Origin of the sequence: Streptomyces sp. NPDC014734, assembly GCF_043083325.1 — a bacterium.
GTDB lineage: Bacteria > Actinomycetota > Actinomycetes > Streptomycetales > Streptomycetaceae > Streptomyces.
The window spans coordinates 52,826-67,115 of record NZ_JBIBYN010000023.1 but is presented as its reverse complement, the minus strand read 5'-3'; the positions used below and the strand labels follow the sequence as shown (position 1 = coordinate 67,115).

The window sequence follows — 14,290 nt, the reverse complement described above, 5'->3', positions numbered from 1 at the left end:
TTCCGGCCGCCCGAGTTGCCAGGAGATGCCGGGGATCACCGGATTCCCGGCAGGGCCACGAGCGGCCTCGAAGGCGCTACTCCTCGCCCGTCTGCTTTCGGGTGTGCAACTGACGGGCCACCTCCGCGATCGAACCCGACAGGGACGGGTACACGGTGAAGGCGTTTGCGATCTGTTCCACTGTCAGATTGTTGTCGACCGCGATCGAGATCGGGTGGATCAGCTCGCTCGCCCGCGGCGCGACGACACAGCCGCCGACCACGATGCCGGTGCCGGGCCGGCAGAAGATCTTGACGAAGCCGTCGCGGATGCCCTGCATCTTGGCGCGCGGGTTGCGCAGCAGCGGAAGCTTGACCACTCGGGCGTCTATGGCGCCGGAGTCGACATCGGCCTGACTGTAGCCGACGGTGGCGATCTCGGGATCGGTGAAGACGTTCGAGGAGACGGTCTTCAGGTTCAGCGGGGCCACCGCGTCGCCGAGGAAGTGGTACATCGCGATCCGGCCCTGCATGGCGGCGACCGAGGCGAGCGCGAAGATCCCGGTGACGTCACCGGCCGCGTAGACGCCGGGGGCGCTGGTGCGGGAGACCCGGTCGGTCCAGATGTGGCCGGACTCCTTGAGCCGGACCCCGGCCTCCTCCAGGCCCATGCCCGCGCTGTTCGGAATGGCGCCGACGGCCATCAGACAGTGCGAACCGGTGATGACCCGCCCGTCGGCGAGGGTGACCTCGACCCGGTCGCCGACACGTTTGGCGGCCTGGGCGCGGGAGCGGGCCATGACGTTCATGCCGCGGCGCCGGAAGACGTCCTCCAGCACGGCGGCGGCGTCCGGGTCCTCGCCCGGCAGCACCCGGTCCCGGGACGAGACCAGGGTGACGCGGGAGCCGAGCGCCTGGTAGGCGCCCGCGAACTCGGCACCCGTCACACCGGAGCCGACCACGATGAGTTCCTCGGGAAGCTCGTCGAGGTCGTACACCTGGGTCCAGTTCAGGATGCGTTCGCCGTCGGGGAGCGCGTCCGGGATCTCGCGGGGGTGGCCGCCGGTGGCGATCAGCACGGCGTCGGCGGTGAGCCGCTCCTCGGTGCCGTCGGCGGCGGTCACCACGACGGTGCGCGACCCGTCGGCCGCCTGGAGGCCCTCCAGGCGGCCCCGGCCGCGGACCACGCGCGCCCCCGCACGGGTGACGGAGGCGGTGATGTCGTGGGACTGGGCGAGCGCCAGGCGCTTCACCCGCCGGTTGACCTTGCCGAGGTCGACGCCGACCACGCGGGCCGCCCGGTCGACGGGCGGGGTGTCGTCCGCGACGATGATGCCGAGTTCCTCGTACGAGGAGTCGAAGGTGGTCATCACCTCCGCCGTGGCGATCAGGGTCTTCGAGGGCACGCAGTCGGTGAGCACGGACGCGCCGCCGAGGCCGTCGCAGTCGACGACGGTCACCTCCGCACCGAGCTGGGCGCCCACCAGCGCCGCCTCGTAGCCGCCGGGTCCGCCGCCGATGATCACGATCCGGGTCACGAAAAGTCCGCCTCGCGTATGTCATCCCGCGGCCGTCCGCTCCCCGGCCGGGGGTCCGGGGGGTCGCCCCGGGGAATGCAGTACGTACTTCATTGTCCCGCACGCGCCAAGCTGCTTCGCCCCGGGGCCCTCCATCCGTGCGCGGGGCGTCCGGCGCGGGGCTCCGGCGCCGCCCCGGCGCGAACCGGAAGCCCGCGCCGGAGGAATCCGTACGCCCCCCGTACGGGGTCTTGCGCCCGGGAGCCGACGTTCCGGCCTCCGCCTCCCGTACCCTCGATCACATGTCGCTCTACGCCGCGTACGCCGGCAACCTCGACGCGCGGCTGATGACGCGCCGCGCACCGCATTCCCCGCTGCGCGGCACGGGCTGGCTCAACGGCTGGCGGCTGACCTTCGGCGGCGAGCAGATGGGCTGGGAGGGCGCGCTCGCCACAGTGGTGGAGGCGCCCCGGTCGCAGGTCTTCGTCACGCTGTACGACCTCGCGCCGATGGACGAGGACTCCATGGACCGGTGGGAGGGTGTCGGCCTCGACATCTACCGGCGGATGCGGGTGCGCGTGCACACCCTGGACGGCGAGGAGCCGGCCTGGATGTACGTGCTGAACGGGTACGAGGGCGGGCTGCCGTCCGCCCGCTACCTGGGCGAGATCGCCGACGCCGCGGAGTCCGCGGGCGCCCCGCACGACTATGTGATGGAACTGCGCAAGCGTCCCTGCTGACCTGCCGACCCGGCCGACCAGCATTTTTGTGTGATTGCACGAGGAACCGTGCGCAGACTCTTGCGGGAGGGCATCTACGCGCGTAGGGAATCAGCGGTTACGCTCATCCGCGTGAACGCATCAGTTATTCCGGACAACATCCAGGGCGACCCCCGGGCCGCCGCCGACGCCGCCGCCGCGCGCCTGCGCGAGCTGACCGGCGCCGAGACCCACGACGTCGCGCTCGTGATGGGTTCCGGCTGGGCTCCGGCGGGTGACGCGCTCGGCATTCCGGAGGCCGAGTTCCCGGTGACCGAGCTGCCCGGTTTCCCGGCGCCCGCCGTCCAGGGACACGGCGGCACGATCCGCTCGTACCGGATCGGCGGGAAGCGCGCCCTGGTCTTCCTCGGCCGCACGCACTTCTACGAGGGCCGCGGCGTCTCCGCCGTCGCGCACGGGGTGCGTACCGCCGTCGCCGCGGGCTGCAAGACCGTCGTCCTGACCAACGGCTGCGGCGGTCTGCGCGAGGGGATGCGTCCCGGGCAGCCGGTCCTGATCAGCGACCACATCAACCTGACCGCGACGTCCCCGATCATCGGCGCCAACTTCGTCGATCTGACCGACCTGTACTCGCCGCGGCTGCGCGCGCTGTGCAAGGAGATCGACGGCACCCTCGAAGAGGGCGTGTACGTGCAGTTCCCCGGCCCGCACTACGAGACGCCCGCCGAGATCAACATGGTCCGGGTCATGGGTGGCGACCTGGTCGGCATGTCCACCGTGCTGGAGGCCATCGCCGCCCGCGAGGCGGGCGCCGAGGTGCTGGGCATCTCCCTGGTCACGAATCTGGCGGCCGGGCTGAGCGGCGAGCCGCTCAACCACGAAGAGGTGCTCCAGGCGGGGCGGGACTCCGCCACGCGGATGGGCGCGCTGCTGGCCCGGGTGCTCGAACGGATCTGACGGCCTCGCGGCTGCCCGTCGGGGAGGCCGCGAGCCGGGCCGACCGGGAACGCCGGGCCACCGGGCCACCGGGCCACCGGGAATGCACGGTGTGGCTCCGCACGGGGGCGGGCCGTACGGACGGGGCGGCCTCCCGGGCCGTACCGGTGGGGCGGCCTCCCCGGCCGTACCGGTGGGGCGGCCTCCCCGGCCGTACCGGTGGGGCGGCCTTCCGGGGTCGCCTCCCGTTCCGCACGGCCCGGACGCGTGCCCCGGACACACGGTCCGGGTACACGGGTCGCGGGACACACCTCGCGGGCCCGCGTCGCCGCCCTCCCCGCCGCCCGGCCCATCCGGATGATCCGGATGCCGATTCCTCCAACCCACCCCGCAGAAAGGCGGACACCGTGCAGCAGGACCTCATCGCGCGGGCCAGGACGTGGCTCGCGGAGGACCCCGATCCCGAGACCCGTGACGAACTCGCCGCGCTCATCGACGCCGGGACCACCGGGAGCGCCGACGAACTCGCCGCACGGTTCGCCGGCACGCTCCAGTTCGGCACGGCCGGGCTCCGCGGCGAACTGGGCGCCGGACCGATGCGGATGAACCGTGCCGTCGTCATCCGCGCCGCCGCCGGACTCGCCGCGTATCTGAAGGCCCGGGGGCAGGGCGACGGGCTCGTCGTCATCGGCTACGACGCCCGCTACAAGTCCGCCGACTTCGCCCGCGACACGGCGGCCGTGATGACCGGCGCGGGCCTGCGCGCCGCCGTGCTCCCGCGCCCGTTGCCCACCCCCGTGCTCGCGTACGCCATACGGCACCTGGGCGCCGTCGCGGGCGTCGAGGTGACCGCCAGTCACAACCCGCCGCGCGACAACGGCTACAAGGTCTACCTCGGTGACGGCTCGCAGATCGTCCCCCCGGCGGACGCGGAGATCGCCGCCGCGATCGCCGCGATCGGCCCGCTCGACGGCGTACCGCGCCCCGGCGACGGCTGGGAGATCCTCGGCGACGAGGTGCTGGACGCCTATCTGGCGCGTACGGACGCCGTGCTCACCGCCGGGTCGCCGCGCACCGCACGGGTCGTGTACACGGCGATGCACGGCGTCGGCACGTCCGTGCTGACCGCCGCCTTCGCCCGGGCCGGATTCCCGGAACCGGTGCTCGTCGCCGAACAGGCCGAGCCCGACCCGGCGTTCCCCACCGTGGCCTTCCCCAACCCGGAGGAGCCCGGTGCGATGGACCTCGCCTTCGCCACCGCCCGCCGCACCGGCCCCGATCTGATCATCGCCAACGACCCGGACGCCGATCGCTGCGCCGTCGCGGTGCCCGACCCGGCCGCCGACGGCGGCTGGCGGATGCTGAGCGGCGACGAGGTCGGGGCTCTGCTCGCCGCCCACCTGGTGGACAGCGGAGCGACCGGTGTGCTCGCCGAGTCGATCGTGTCCTCCTCGCTGCTCGGGCGGATCGCCGAGAAGGCGGGGCTGGGGTACGAGGAGACGCTGACCGGTTTCAAGTGGATCGCCCGGGTGGACGGCCTGCGCTACGGGTACGAGGAGGCGCTCGGCTACTGCGTCGATCCGGAGGGGGTGCGCGACAAGGACGGCATCACGGCCGCGCTGCTCGTCGCCGAGCTCGCCTCGGTCCTCAAGGGGCGGGGGCGCACGCTCCTCGGTCTGCTGGACGACCTCGCGGTCGAGCACGGACTGCACGCCACCGGTCAGCTGTCGGTCCGGGTGGAGGACCTTTCGGTCATCGCGGACGCCATGCGACGACTGCGCGAGCACCCGCCCGTCTCGCTCGGCGGCCTCGCCGTCACCTCGGCCGAGGACCTGTCGCGGGGCACCGCACAGCTGCCGCCCACCGACGGGCTGCGCTACCGCCTCCGGGGCGCCCGGGTGATCGTCCGCCCGAGCGGCACCGAGCCGAAGCTCAAGTGCTACCTGGAGGTCGTGGTACCGGTCGGCGCGGCGGACGGACTGCCCGCGGCCCGCGCCAGGGGCGAGGAACTGCTGGCCGGGATCAGGCGGGACCTGGCGGCGGCGGCCGGTATCTGACACCGCGGGGGCGTCGCACGACCGCACCCCCGCACGACCGCACCCCCGCACCCCCGCACCACCACGACGCACCACCCATCGCAACGCGCCACGCATGACGTGCCACGCACACGCATGACGTGCCAGGCGCCGGACTCCGAGCCCGGGACCCGTACGAGGTCCCGGGCTCCGTCGATTCGCGGGAGACCATCCGTTCGATATGCCCGACATGACACGGATGATGAACATACTTACGCTCAGTCACGGGCCGACTACCGGGTCGGCCGCTCCCGGACAGGAGAAGTGACATGCCCACGCGTTCCACCATCATCACCGCCACCACCACTGTCGCCGTCGCGGCCGCGGCCGCGGCGGCCCTCGCCGCGACCGGCGGCACCCTCACCCCGAACACCCCCGACAAGGCACCCCAGGCGGCACCGGCCGCCCGGCACGCCACGGTGCCCGCCGCACCCCCGGCCGACGGGGCCGCCGCCCGAAAGGACGACACGAGCAAGGGCAGCACCGGCGAGAACGCCGCCGGGGACAGAGGCGGCGACGGCGACCGCGGCAACGGGGAAGGAGGAAACGACGGGGAGCGGGGCCGCGACGAGGGCGGGGGCCGCGACGGCGACCGGGGCGACGACGGGGGCCGCGACCGGGGCGACGGCGGCTACGACCGCGGCCGGGGCGGCGGCGAGGGCGGCGGACGGGACCGGGGCCGGGACCACGACGAGGTGGGCCGGATCCACTTCAACGAGCGCACCTACGCCGCCTACCCCGGCGGCTGCGTCACCGCGGCCAGCGGCCTCGGCGCCACCAGCTTCAACATCTTCAACGACAGCCGCATGACCGTCGAGGTCTTCTCCGGCGCGACCTGCGACAACGGCGGCCCGGTCGCCGTCGTCGGCCCCCACGGCGCCACCGCGGGCGTGTTCCCGCAGCACGTCCAGGGCGGGATCTCCGTGTTCAACGGAGTGGGCGCGAGTTTCCGGGTACTCGGACACGACGACTGGGACTACTGAGCCACTCGCCCCACGCGTCACCCGCCCCACGCGTCACCCGGGCGACGCGGCACGACGCGACGAGCCGTCGCCTGACGGCGCACGGGGCCCGGCCCGCCGGAATCGGGCCGGTGCCCCGTCCGCCCGCACACGCCCCCCGACCCCGATCCCCGATCCCCGCACCGCACCCGCACCCGCACCCGCACCCGCACCCGCATCTTCGGCATCAGTAGGTAGACTGGTCTACCTACCGACTGAGAGGGGCAGCCATGTCCGACACCGGGACCGCCGGGAAGCAGTCCGCGGCACGGGGGCGCGGCAGTGCGAGGGGCCGGATTCTGGATGCCGCGGCACGCCGCTTCTACGCCGACGGCGTGGCGGCGACGGGGATCGACACGATCACCACCGAGGCCGGCGTGGCGAAGATGAGCCTTTACAACAACTTCGACTCCAAGGCCGACCTCGTCCGCGCCTACCTCCAGGCCCGGCACGAGGAGTGGCTGGACCTCTACCGGCGTCGTCTGGCCGACGCGCGGGGCCCGCGCGAGGCCGTGCTCGCCGTCTTCGACGCGTACGCGGACCACGCCGATCTCGGCTACGAGCACGGGTTCCGGGGCTGCGGGCTGCTCAACGCCGCCGCCGAACTCCCCACCGGCCACGAAGGCAGGACGGTGGTGCGCCGCCACAAGGAGGAGGTCGAGGACCTGCTGACCGGCCACCTCCGGGAACTGCTGCCCGGCCGGGACGAGCGGGCCCGCACCACCGCGGAACACCTGGCGTTCGTACTCGAAGGAGCCATCGTGCGCGCGGGCCTCGAAGGGGACGGGTCACGCATGCGGCACGCCCGCGACCTGGCGGCATGTCTGCTGGACGAGCTGTGACGCGGCCGGACGGGCATCCCGCCGGCTCGGTGGCCGCGGCCACCGACGGGGCGACGGCCGGTGCGGGCGGCCGGCCGGGCACGGGGGCCGGGGCCGGGGCGCTCGCCGTGCTGGTGGCCTCGGTGCTGTGGGGCACCACGGGCACCGCCGCCACCCTCGCGCCGCAGGTGGGACCGTTGGCGATCGGTGCCGCGGCGATGGGACTGGGCGGCCTGCTCCAGGCGGCGGTGGCCGGACGGGGCATCGCGCGGGCACGGGCGGTGCTCGCGGCGCGGTGGCGGATCGTACTCGTCGGCGGGGCGGGCGTGGCCCTGTACCCGCTCGCCTTCTACACCTCCATGCGACTGGCCGGAGTCGCTGTGGGCACGGTCGTCTCCATCGGTTCGGCCCCGCTCGCGTCGGCACTGATCGAGCGGATCGCCGACCGCCGTCGCCTGTCCCGGCGCTGGACGGCCGGTGCGGCGCTGGGACTGGCCGGCACCGTGCTGCTGTGCGCGGCGGAGGCCGCGCGGTCGGGTTCCGGACCGGGTGCCGAGTCCACGGGGCGGACCGTCGCCGGTGTGGGGCTCGGGCTGGTCGCGGGTGTGACATACGCCGTCTACGCCTGGGCGGCGCACCGGCTCATCACCCGTGGTGTCCCGTCCCGCGCGGCCATGGGCGCGGTGTTCGGACTGGGCGGGCTGATGCTGGTACCGGTGCTGCTCGCCACCGGTGCGCCGCTGGTCGCCTCGTGGACCAACGCGGGCGTGGGCCTGTACATGGCGCTGGTACCGATGTTCACCGGGTACGTGCTCTTCGGCTTCGGCCTGGCCCGCATCCCGGTCAGCACGGCGACCACGCTGTCGTTGCTGGAGCCCGCCGTGGCGGCCGTCTTCGCGGTGCTGGTCGTGGGCGAGCACCTGCCCGCCCTCGGCTGGGCCGGGATCGTCCTCGTGATCGCCTGCCTGGGCGTGCTGACCGTCCCCTCCCGGCGCCCGCGCGCGCTCCGCCGGGTGCCCGTGCCCGTCCCCGCGCAGCCGCACCACCAGGAGATGACCGCTACCACGACGGACCGGTGAGTGGTGACCGGTGAGTGGTGAGTGGTGAGTGGTGGGTGGTGACCACTCCGGCAGGAGGCCCGAGTCCCGCGCGAGGATTTCCGGCCGGTACGGCATCCCCCGGCCGTATCACCTGTCGCCCATACCGCCCGGCGCCCGGCCCGAGCGGGCCGGTGACCCGAGACCCGTCCCGGCGCCCTGGAACCGCACGCACCATGCCGCGTCCGCCTTCCGGCCGAAGGCCACCGGACAGGCTCTCAGCCGATCGCGAGCAGCACCACGAACAGCACCGCGCCCGCCACCGCCGGAGCGATCACCTCGTACGCCCAGCGCACCGCGACCGACGGCTCGGCGGCGGTGGCGACAGCGGCGGCGGTGCCCGCGTCGGCCGCGGTGTCCGGCTCCGCCGGGGCCGCTTCGGCCGCCGCGGTCCGCGCGGACGCCCGCGCCCGCTCGGCCAGCTCCCGCAGCTCCGTCATGGCCCGGTCGGCCGGGGCCATCCGGGACGAGGTGTCACGCGCGCCGGTGGGCGGCGAGGTCCGGCCGGAGGCGCCCACCGCCACGTCCCGGGACTGCTGCCGGGCCGCCCGCTTCCGCTGCCGCAGCGACACCGGAACCGCCCACATCTGGTACTTGGCGCCGCCCTCCGTGAACAACTCGCTCGAATACCCGGCCCGCAGATCCGCGACCTCGGTCCACGGCGCGACGATGGTCCGGAACGGGTTGCGGACCCGGATGCGCTGTTCGTTGGCGGACACGACCGGCCGCACCGTGAACGCGACGACGAGGGGCACCACGGTCAGCATCCCGGCCAGGGCCAGCCAGGGCACCCGCCCGTGCCCCCGGATCAGGGCGTCCCCGCCGAGCCAGCAGATGAGCAGCAGCAGCATGACACCGCCGGCGATCCCGGCGGGCGACCGGAAGGTGCGGTCGGCGTAGGTCGGCTCGGCGGGCGGTGTGGGGCTCGTCATGCGCCCGATTGTGCCTGACGGCCCCGGGGGGTGCCGGAGCGGCCGCCCGGTACCGCGGGGGGCGTGCCGCACGGCGTCTCGCGCCCCCGCGAGGGGGCGGGCCCCCTGTACAGGCCGCTACGCGCGTAGATATGCTCCTCTGGTGACCATGCCCACCACAGCTCCCTCCCCCAAGCTCTCGGCTGCGTTCGAGCAGGGCGGTACCCCCTTCGCCGGCGCAACAGCGTCCGACGGCGCGCTGCGCCGCTTCCTGCACGGGCTGCCCGGCGTCGACGCCGTCGGCCTCGAAGCGCGCGCCGCGTCCCTCGGAACCCGTTCGATCAAGACCACGGCCAAGGCGTACGCCATCGACCTGGCCATCTCGATGATCGACCTGACGACGCTGGAAGGCGCGGACACCCCGGGCAAGGTCCGGGCCCTCGCCGCCAAGGCCGTCCATCCCGAACCGCTCCGCTACACCCCGCACCGGCTGGCGACCGATCCGTCGGACGCCGAGCCCGACCGCCCCGCCCCGCGCACCGCGGCGGTGTGCGTCTACCCCGACATGGTGGAGACCGCGGTCGCCGCCCTGGCCGGCTCCGGTGTGAAGGTGGCGTCCGTGGCGACGGCCTTCCCGGCCGGCCGGGCCGCGCTCGACGTGAAGCTCGCGGACGTCCGCGACGCCGTGGCCGCCGGGGCCGACGAGATCGACATGGTGATCGACCGGGGCGCCTTCCTCTCCGGCCGTTATCTCAAGGTGTACGAGGAGATCCTCGCCGTGAAGGCCGAGTGCGCGCGGGCCGACGGCTCCGACGCCCGGCTGAAGGTGATCTTCGAGACCGGCGAGCTGTCCACGTACGACAACATCCGCCGCGCCTCCTGGCTCGGGATGCTGGCGGGCGCCGACTTCATCAAGACGTCGACCGGCAAGGTCTCCACCAACGCCACCCCGGCGAACACCCTGCTGATGCTGGAGGCGGTGCGCGACTTCCGGGCGCAGACGGGCGTCCAGATCGGTGTGAAGCCGGCCGGCGGCATCCGCACGTCCAAGGACGCGATCAAGTTCCTGGTGCTGGTGAACGAGACCGCGGGCGAGGACTGGCTGGACAACCACTGGTTCCGCTTCGGCGCCTCCAGCCTGTTGAACGATCTGCTGATGCAGCGCCAGAAGCTCAGCACAGGCCGTTACTCCGGCCCCGATTACGTGACGGTGGACTGATCCCCATGGCATCTGCATTCGAGTACGCACCCGCCCCCGAGTCCCGCGCTGTCGTCGACATCGCGCCCTCGTACGGCCTGTTCATCGACGGCGAGTTCACCGAGGCGGCGGACGGCAGGGTCTTCAAGACGGTCTCCCCGTCGACCGAGGAGGTGCTGTCCGAGGTCGCGCGGGCCGGTGCCGCCGACGTGGACCGGGCGGTGGGGGCGGCCCGCGGGGCGTTCGAGAAGTGGTCGGCGCTGCCCGGCTCCGAGCGCGCCAAGTACCTCTTCCGGATCGCCCGGATCATCCAGGAACGCAGCCGCGAGCTGGCCGTCCTGGAGACCCTGGACAACGGCAAGCCAATCAAGGAGACCCGCGACGCGGACCTGCCCCTGGTCGCGGCGCACTTCTTCTACTACGCGGGCTGGGCCGACAAGCTGGACCACGCCGGATTCGGCGCGAACCCCCGCCCCCTCGGGGTCGCGGGCCAGGTCATCCCGTGGAACTTCCCGCTGCTGATGCTGGCGTGGAAGATCGCCCCGGCGCTCGCCACCGGCAACACGGTGGTTCTCAAGCCCGCCGAGACGACCCCGCTGTCCGCGCTGTTCTTCGCGGACATCTGCCGACAGGCGGGCCTGCCCAAGGGCGTGGTGAACATCCTTCCCGGCTACGGGGACGCGGGCGCAGCCCTGGTCGCTCACGAAGGCGTGGACAAGGTCGCCTTCACCGGTTCGACGGCGGTCGGCAAGGCGATCGCCCGCCAGGTCGCCGGTACGGACAAGAAGGTCACCCTCGAACTGGGCGGCAAGGGCGCCAACATCGTCTTCGACGACGCCCCGGTCGACCAGGCCGTCGAGGGCATCGTCACCGGCATCTTCTTCAACCAGGGCCAGGTGTGCTGCGCGGGCTCCCGCCTGCTCGTCCAGGAGTCGGTCCGGGACGAGGTGCTGGACGCCCTGAAGCGCCGGCTGTCGACGCTCCGGCTCGGCGACCCGCTGGACAAGAACACCGACATCGGCGCGATCAACTCCGCGGAGCAGCTCGCCCGGATCACCGCGCTCGCCGACACCGGCGAGGCGGAGGGCGCCGAGCGCTGGACCGCGCCCTGCGAACTCCCCTCGGCCGGCTACTGGTTCGCCCCGACGCTGTTCACTGACGTCACCCAGGCGCACACCATCGCCCGGGACGAGATCTTCGGCCCGGTGCTGTCGGTGCTGACGTTCCGCACGCCCGACGAGGCCGTCGCCAAGGCCAACAACACCCAGTACGGTCTGTCGGCCGGCATCTGGACGGAGAAGGGCTCCCGCATCCTCGCGGTGGCGAACCGGCTCCGGGCGGGCGTCGTCTGGGCCAACACGTTCAACAAGTTCGACCCGACCTCGCCGTTCGGCGGCTACAAGGAATCGGGCTTCGGCCGCGAAGGCGGCCGTCACGGCCTGGAGGCGTACCTCGATGTCTGAACCGAACCGTCTGAGCGTCTTCAAGACCTACAAGCTGTACGTCGGGGGCAAGTTCCCCCGCTCCGAGAGCGGCCGGGTGTACGAGGTGACCACGCAGAAATCCGCCACCGGCGCGGCGGGCAGGGGCACGTGGCTGGCGAACGCCCCGCTGTCCTCGCGCAAGGACGCGCGTGACGCGGTCGTGGCCGCCCGCAAGGCGTTCGGCGGCTGGTCGGGCGCGACCGCGTACAACCGCGGCCAGGTCCTCTACCGCGTCGCGGAGATGCTGGAGGGCCGCAAGGACCAGTTCGTCCGTGAGGTCGCGGACGCCGAGGGCCTGTCGAAGTCCAGGGCGGCGGCCGTCGTGGACGCGGCGATCGACCGCTGGGTCTGGTACGCGGGCTGGACCGACAAGATCGGCCAGGTCGTCGGCGGGGCGAACCCGGTCGCGGGCCCGTTCCTCAACCTGTCCACGCCCGAACCGACCGGTGTGGTCGCGGTCCTGGCGCCCCAGGAGTCGTCGTTCCTGGGTCTGGTCTCGGTGATCGCCCCGGTGATCGCGACCGGCAACACCGCGGTCGTCGTCGCCTCGGCCCGCTCCCCGCTGCCCGCCCTGTCCCTGGGCGAGGTGCTGGCCACCTCCGACCTGCCGGGCGGTGTGGTGAACATCCTTTCGGGGCGGACCGCGGAGATCGCGGCGCCGCTCGCCTCGCACCAGGACGTGAACGCCATCGACCTCACCGGCGCGGACCCGGACCTGGCGAAGGAGCTGGAGATCGCCGCGGCGGACAACCTGAAGCGGGTCCTGCGTCCACAGCCCGTGGACGCAGGGCGCGCGGCGGACTGGACGGCCGACCAGGACACCCACCGTCTGACGGCGTTCCTGGAGACGAAGACGGTCTGGCACCCGACGGGCGCGCTGGGCGTGTCGGGCTCCTCGTACTGAGAGCCTGCCGGGTGGCCTTCGGCCGGAAGGCGGACGCGGCATGGTGCGTGCGGTTCCGGGGCGCCGGGAGGGCCCGGTGACGGAGCTGCACGGCCGTCCCGGCAATGCCGGAGGCGCGCGTGCGAGGACGTGGCCGCCCGGCCAGAGGGCGCCCGACGGGCTCTGAGCCCGGCGCACACCGGACACGGCCCGCTTCCCGGGGTATCCGGGGAGCGGGCCGTGTCCGCGTACGTATCCCTGTCAGCCGTGCAGCACCTGCGCCACCTGTCCCGCCACCGGCAGGTCCTTCAGCGCGCCGCCGCTGGTCAGCGGGTCGGTGACGAGGGTCGTGGAGACCGGCTTGAAGTCGGCGACCTGCGTTCCGACCGCGTTGTTCAGCGGGTCCGTGCCCGTACCGGCCAACGGGTCGAGCTTCAGGTGCGTGACCGGCGCGACCCCGCTCCTGAGCGACTGCCCGAGCGCCCCGGTCACCGCGTTCCCGGCCGCTTCGAGGTTGCTGTCGGAGCCCGTGGCCGGGGCGAGGGGCAGCGGCGCCGCCTGGGCCGCCGCACCCCCCGCGCCGAGTGCGGCGCCCACCGCGGTGACGGTCAGTCCCGCCCTCAGCAGGGCGCGGCGCCGGGACTTGTTCAGTGCGTGACGAGCCATGGAGTTCCCACCTGATCGAGACGATCGAGTAATCAACTGAACGCTCAGCGTAGTTGAGGTGTGATGCTCGATACCAACACGACCACCGGGGGATCCCCTGCGCGGGTCAATGCCTCACACTGATGTCCTGTGAGTTCCCAACCCATCCCGACCCGCGTCGTGCTGCTCGCCGGCCCCTCCGGCTCCGGCAAGTCCCACCTCGCCGCCCACACCGACCTGCCGGTGCTGCGCCTCGACGACTTCTACAAGGAGGGCGACGACCCGACGCTGCCGCTCGTGCCCGGCAGCACGGACATCGACTGGGACTCCGCACAGTCCTGGGACGCCGACGCGGCGGTGACGGCGATCGCGGAGCTGTGCCGCACCGGACGCACCGAGGTCCCGGTGTACGACATCTCCACGAGTTCCCGGGTGGGCGGGGAGACACTTCACATCGCGCGTACTCCGCTGTTCGTGGCCGAGGGGATCTTCGCCGCGGACATAGTCGAGCGGTGCCAGGATCTGGGCGTGCTCGCGGACGCGCTGTGTCTGCGCGGCCGTCCGGCGACCACGTTCCGCCGTCGGCTGCTGCGCGATCTGCGGGAAGGCCGCAAGTCGGTGCCGTTCCTGCTGCGGCGCGGCTGGCGGCTGATGCGGGCGGAACGGCGGATCGTGGCCCGGCAGACGGCGCTTGGCGCGTACCCGTGCGGCAAGGAGGAGGCGCTGGGACGGCTGGCCGCCGCCGCGGCGGGCCGCTGCCGCCGCGCCCCCACGACGCGCGACCTGGTGTAGCGGCCCTACCCACGCGGCCCGGCTCCTGCGGCCCGGCTCCTGCGGTCCCGTCCTTGCGGGCCGACGGCGTCGTGACGGTCCTGTCGGCACACGCTCCGGGCGTTCGTTCCGAACGGCACCGACGCCACCGCCCCGCACACGCCGACGGGGCCGGACAGGACCCCCCGGCCCATCCGACCCCGCAACGTTTCCCCCGTACTCCGCCGCCTCCCCCGAAGCAGCGGTCCCACTTC

General features: G+C 73.3%; 13 protein-coding genes. 10 read left to right on the top strand and 3 right to left on the bottom strand.

Annotation, left to right across the window (positions count from 1 at the left end):
- Positions 1-76 precede the first annotated feature (76 nt).
- Entirely contained in the window at positions 77-1,516 is a 1,440-nt protein-coding gene (locus ACF1CT_RS29620) for an NAD(P)H-quinone dehydrogenase (RefSeq protein ID WP_391787040.1), read from the bottom strand.
- 281 nt (positions 1,517-1,797) lie between these two features.
- Here ACF1CT_RS29620 and ACF1CT_RS29615 point away from each other — a divergent pair, with 281 nt between their 5' ends.
- From ACF1CT_RS29615 to ACF1CT_RS29590, 6 genes are all read left to right on the top strand, one after another.
- Complete coding sequence (locus tag ACF1CT_RS29615) at positions 1,798-2,235, top strand: gamma-glutamylcyclotransferase (protein WP_358857946.1); 438 nt, start codon at positions 1,798-1,800, stop codon at positions 2,233-2,235.
- A gap of 111 nt (positions 2,236-2,346) precedes the next feature.
- Entirely contained in the window at positions 2,347-3,171 is an 825-nt protein-coding gene (locus ACF1CT_RS29610; RefSeq protein ID WP_391787039.1) for a purine-nucleoside phosphorylase, read from the top strand.
- Between the two features lie 386 nt (positions 3,172-3,557).
- A complete protein-coding gene (locus ACF1CT_RS29605; protein ID WP_391787038.1) occupies positions 3,558-5,207 on the top strand; it encodes a phospho-sugar mutase in 1,650 nt (549 codons plus the stop codon).
- 287 nt (positions 5,208-5,494) lie between these two features.
- A complete protein-coding gene (locus ACF1CT_RS29600) occupies positions 5,495-6,208 on the top strand; it encodes a hypothetical protein (protein ID WP_391787037.1) in 714 nt (237 codons plus the stop codon).
- Positions 6,209-6,456: 248 nt separating this feature from the next.
- On the top strand, positions 6,457-7,068 hold the full coding sequence (locus ACF1CT_RS29595; RefSeq protein ID WP_391787036.1) for a TetR/AcrR family transcriptional regulator: 612 nt from the start codon (positions 6,457-6,459) through the stop codon (positions 7,066-7,068).
- A gap of 107 nt (positions 7,069-7,175) precedes the next feature.
- Complete coding sequence (locus ACF1CT_RS29590; RefSeq protein ID WP_391787114.1) at positions 7,176-8,126, top strand: DMT family transporter; 951 nt, start codon at positions 7,176-7,178, stop codon at positions 8,124-8,126.
- 236 nt (positions 8,127-8,362) lie between these two features.
- Here the strand turns inward: ACF1CT_RS29590 and ACF1CT_RS29585 are convergent, their stop codons facing one another.
- The gene (locus ACF1CT_RS29585) at positions 8,363-9,076 is read right to left on the bottom strand and encodes a PH domain-containing protein (RefSeq protein ID WP_391787035.1); all 714 of its coding nucleotides are present in this window, start codon (positions 9,074-9,076) and stop codon (positions 8,363-8,365) included.
- 148 nt (positions 9,077-9,224) lie between these two features.
- On the opposite strand from ACF1CT_RS29585, the gene deoC reads away from it, so the two are divergent.
- Genes deoC through ACF1CT_RS29570 form a run of 3 tightly spaced genes read left to right on the top strand, consistent with a single transcriptional unit; the run spans position 9,225 to position 12,641 of the window.
- A complete protein-coding gene (deoC, locus tag ACF1CT_RS29580) occupies positions 9,225-10,274 on the top strand; it encodes a deoxyribose-phosphate aldolase (protein ID WP_391787113.1) in 1,050 nt (349 codons plus the stop codon).
- Positions 10,275-10,279: 5 nt separating this feature from the next.
- Positions 10,280-11,716: an aldehyde dehydrogenase family protein gene (locus ACF1CT_RS29575; protein WP_391787034.1), complete on the top strand. Its 1,437-nt coding sequence runs from the start codon at positions 10,280-10,282 to the stop codon at positions 11,714-11,716.
- The gene (locus ACF1CT_RS29570) at positions 11,709-12,641 is read left to right on the top strand and encodes an aldehyde dehydrogenase family protein (RefSeq protein ID WP_391787033.1); all 933 of its coding nucleotides are present in this window, start codon (positions 11,709-11,711) and stop codon (positions 12,639-12,641) included. The genes ACF1CT_RS29575 and ACF1CT_RS29570 overlap by 8 nt, the downstream gene beginning before the upstream one ends.
- A 240-nt stretch (positions 12,642-12,881) precedes the next feature.
- On the opposite strand, the gene ACF1CT_RS29565 is transcribed toward ACF1CT_RS29570, so the two are convergent.
- Positions 12,882-13,286, bottom strand: coding sequence for a hypothetical protein (locus ACF1CT_RS29565; protein ID WP_391787032.1), 405 nt, complete (start codon positions 13,284-13,286; stop codon positions 12,882-12,884).
- Positions 13,287-13,415: 129 nt separating this feature from the next.
- Between ACF1CT_RS29565 and ACF1CT_RS29560 the strand changes: the two genes are divergently transcribed.
- Positions 13,416-14,057: a uridine kinase gene (locus ACF1CT_RS29560; RefSeq protein ID WP_391787031.1), complete on the top strand. Its 642-nt coding sequence runs from the start codon at positions 13,416-13,418 to the stop codon at positions 14,055-14,057.
- The last annotated feature ends 233 nt before the right edge of the window (positions 14,058-14,290 follow it).

Coding starts and splice junctions, on each gene's coding strand:
- ACF1CT_RS29585 (WP_391787035.1), bottom strand. CDS start 9,076: ATGACGAGCCCCACACCGCCCGCCGAGCCGACCTACGCCGACCGCACC.
- ACF1CT_RS29575 (WP_391787034.1), top strand. CDS start 10,280: ATGGCATCTGCATTCGAGTACGCACCCGCCCCCGAGTCCCGCGCTGTC.
- deoC (WP_391787113.1), top strand. CDS start 9,225: ATGCCCACCACAGCTCCCTCCCCCAAGCTCTCGGCTGCGTTCGAGCAG.
- ACF1CT_RS29615 (WP_358857946.1), top strand. CDS start 1,798: ATGTCGCTCTACGCCGCGTACGCCGGCAACCTCGACGCGCGGCTGATG.
- ACF1CT_RS29595 (WP_391787036.1), top strand. CDS start 6,457: ATGTCCGACACCGGGACCGCCGGGAAGCAGTCCGCGGCACGGGGGCGC.
- ACF1CT_RS29570 (WP_391787033.1), top strand. CDS start 11,709: ATGTCTGAACCGAACCGTCTGAGCGTCTTCAAGACCTACAAGCTGTAC.
- ACF1CT_RS29600 (WP_391787037.1), top strand. CDS start 5,495: ATGCCCACGCGTTCCACCATCATCACCGCCACCACCACTGTCGCCGTC.
- ACF1CT_RS29565 (WP_391787032.1), bottom strand. CDS start 13,286: ATGGCTCGTCACGCACTGAACAAGTCCCGGCGCCGCGCCCTGCTGAGG.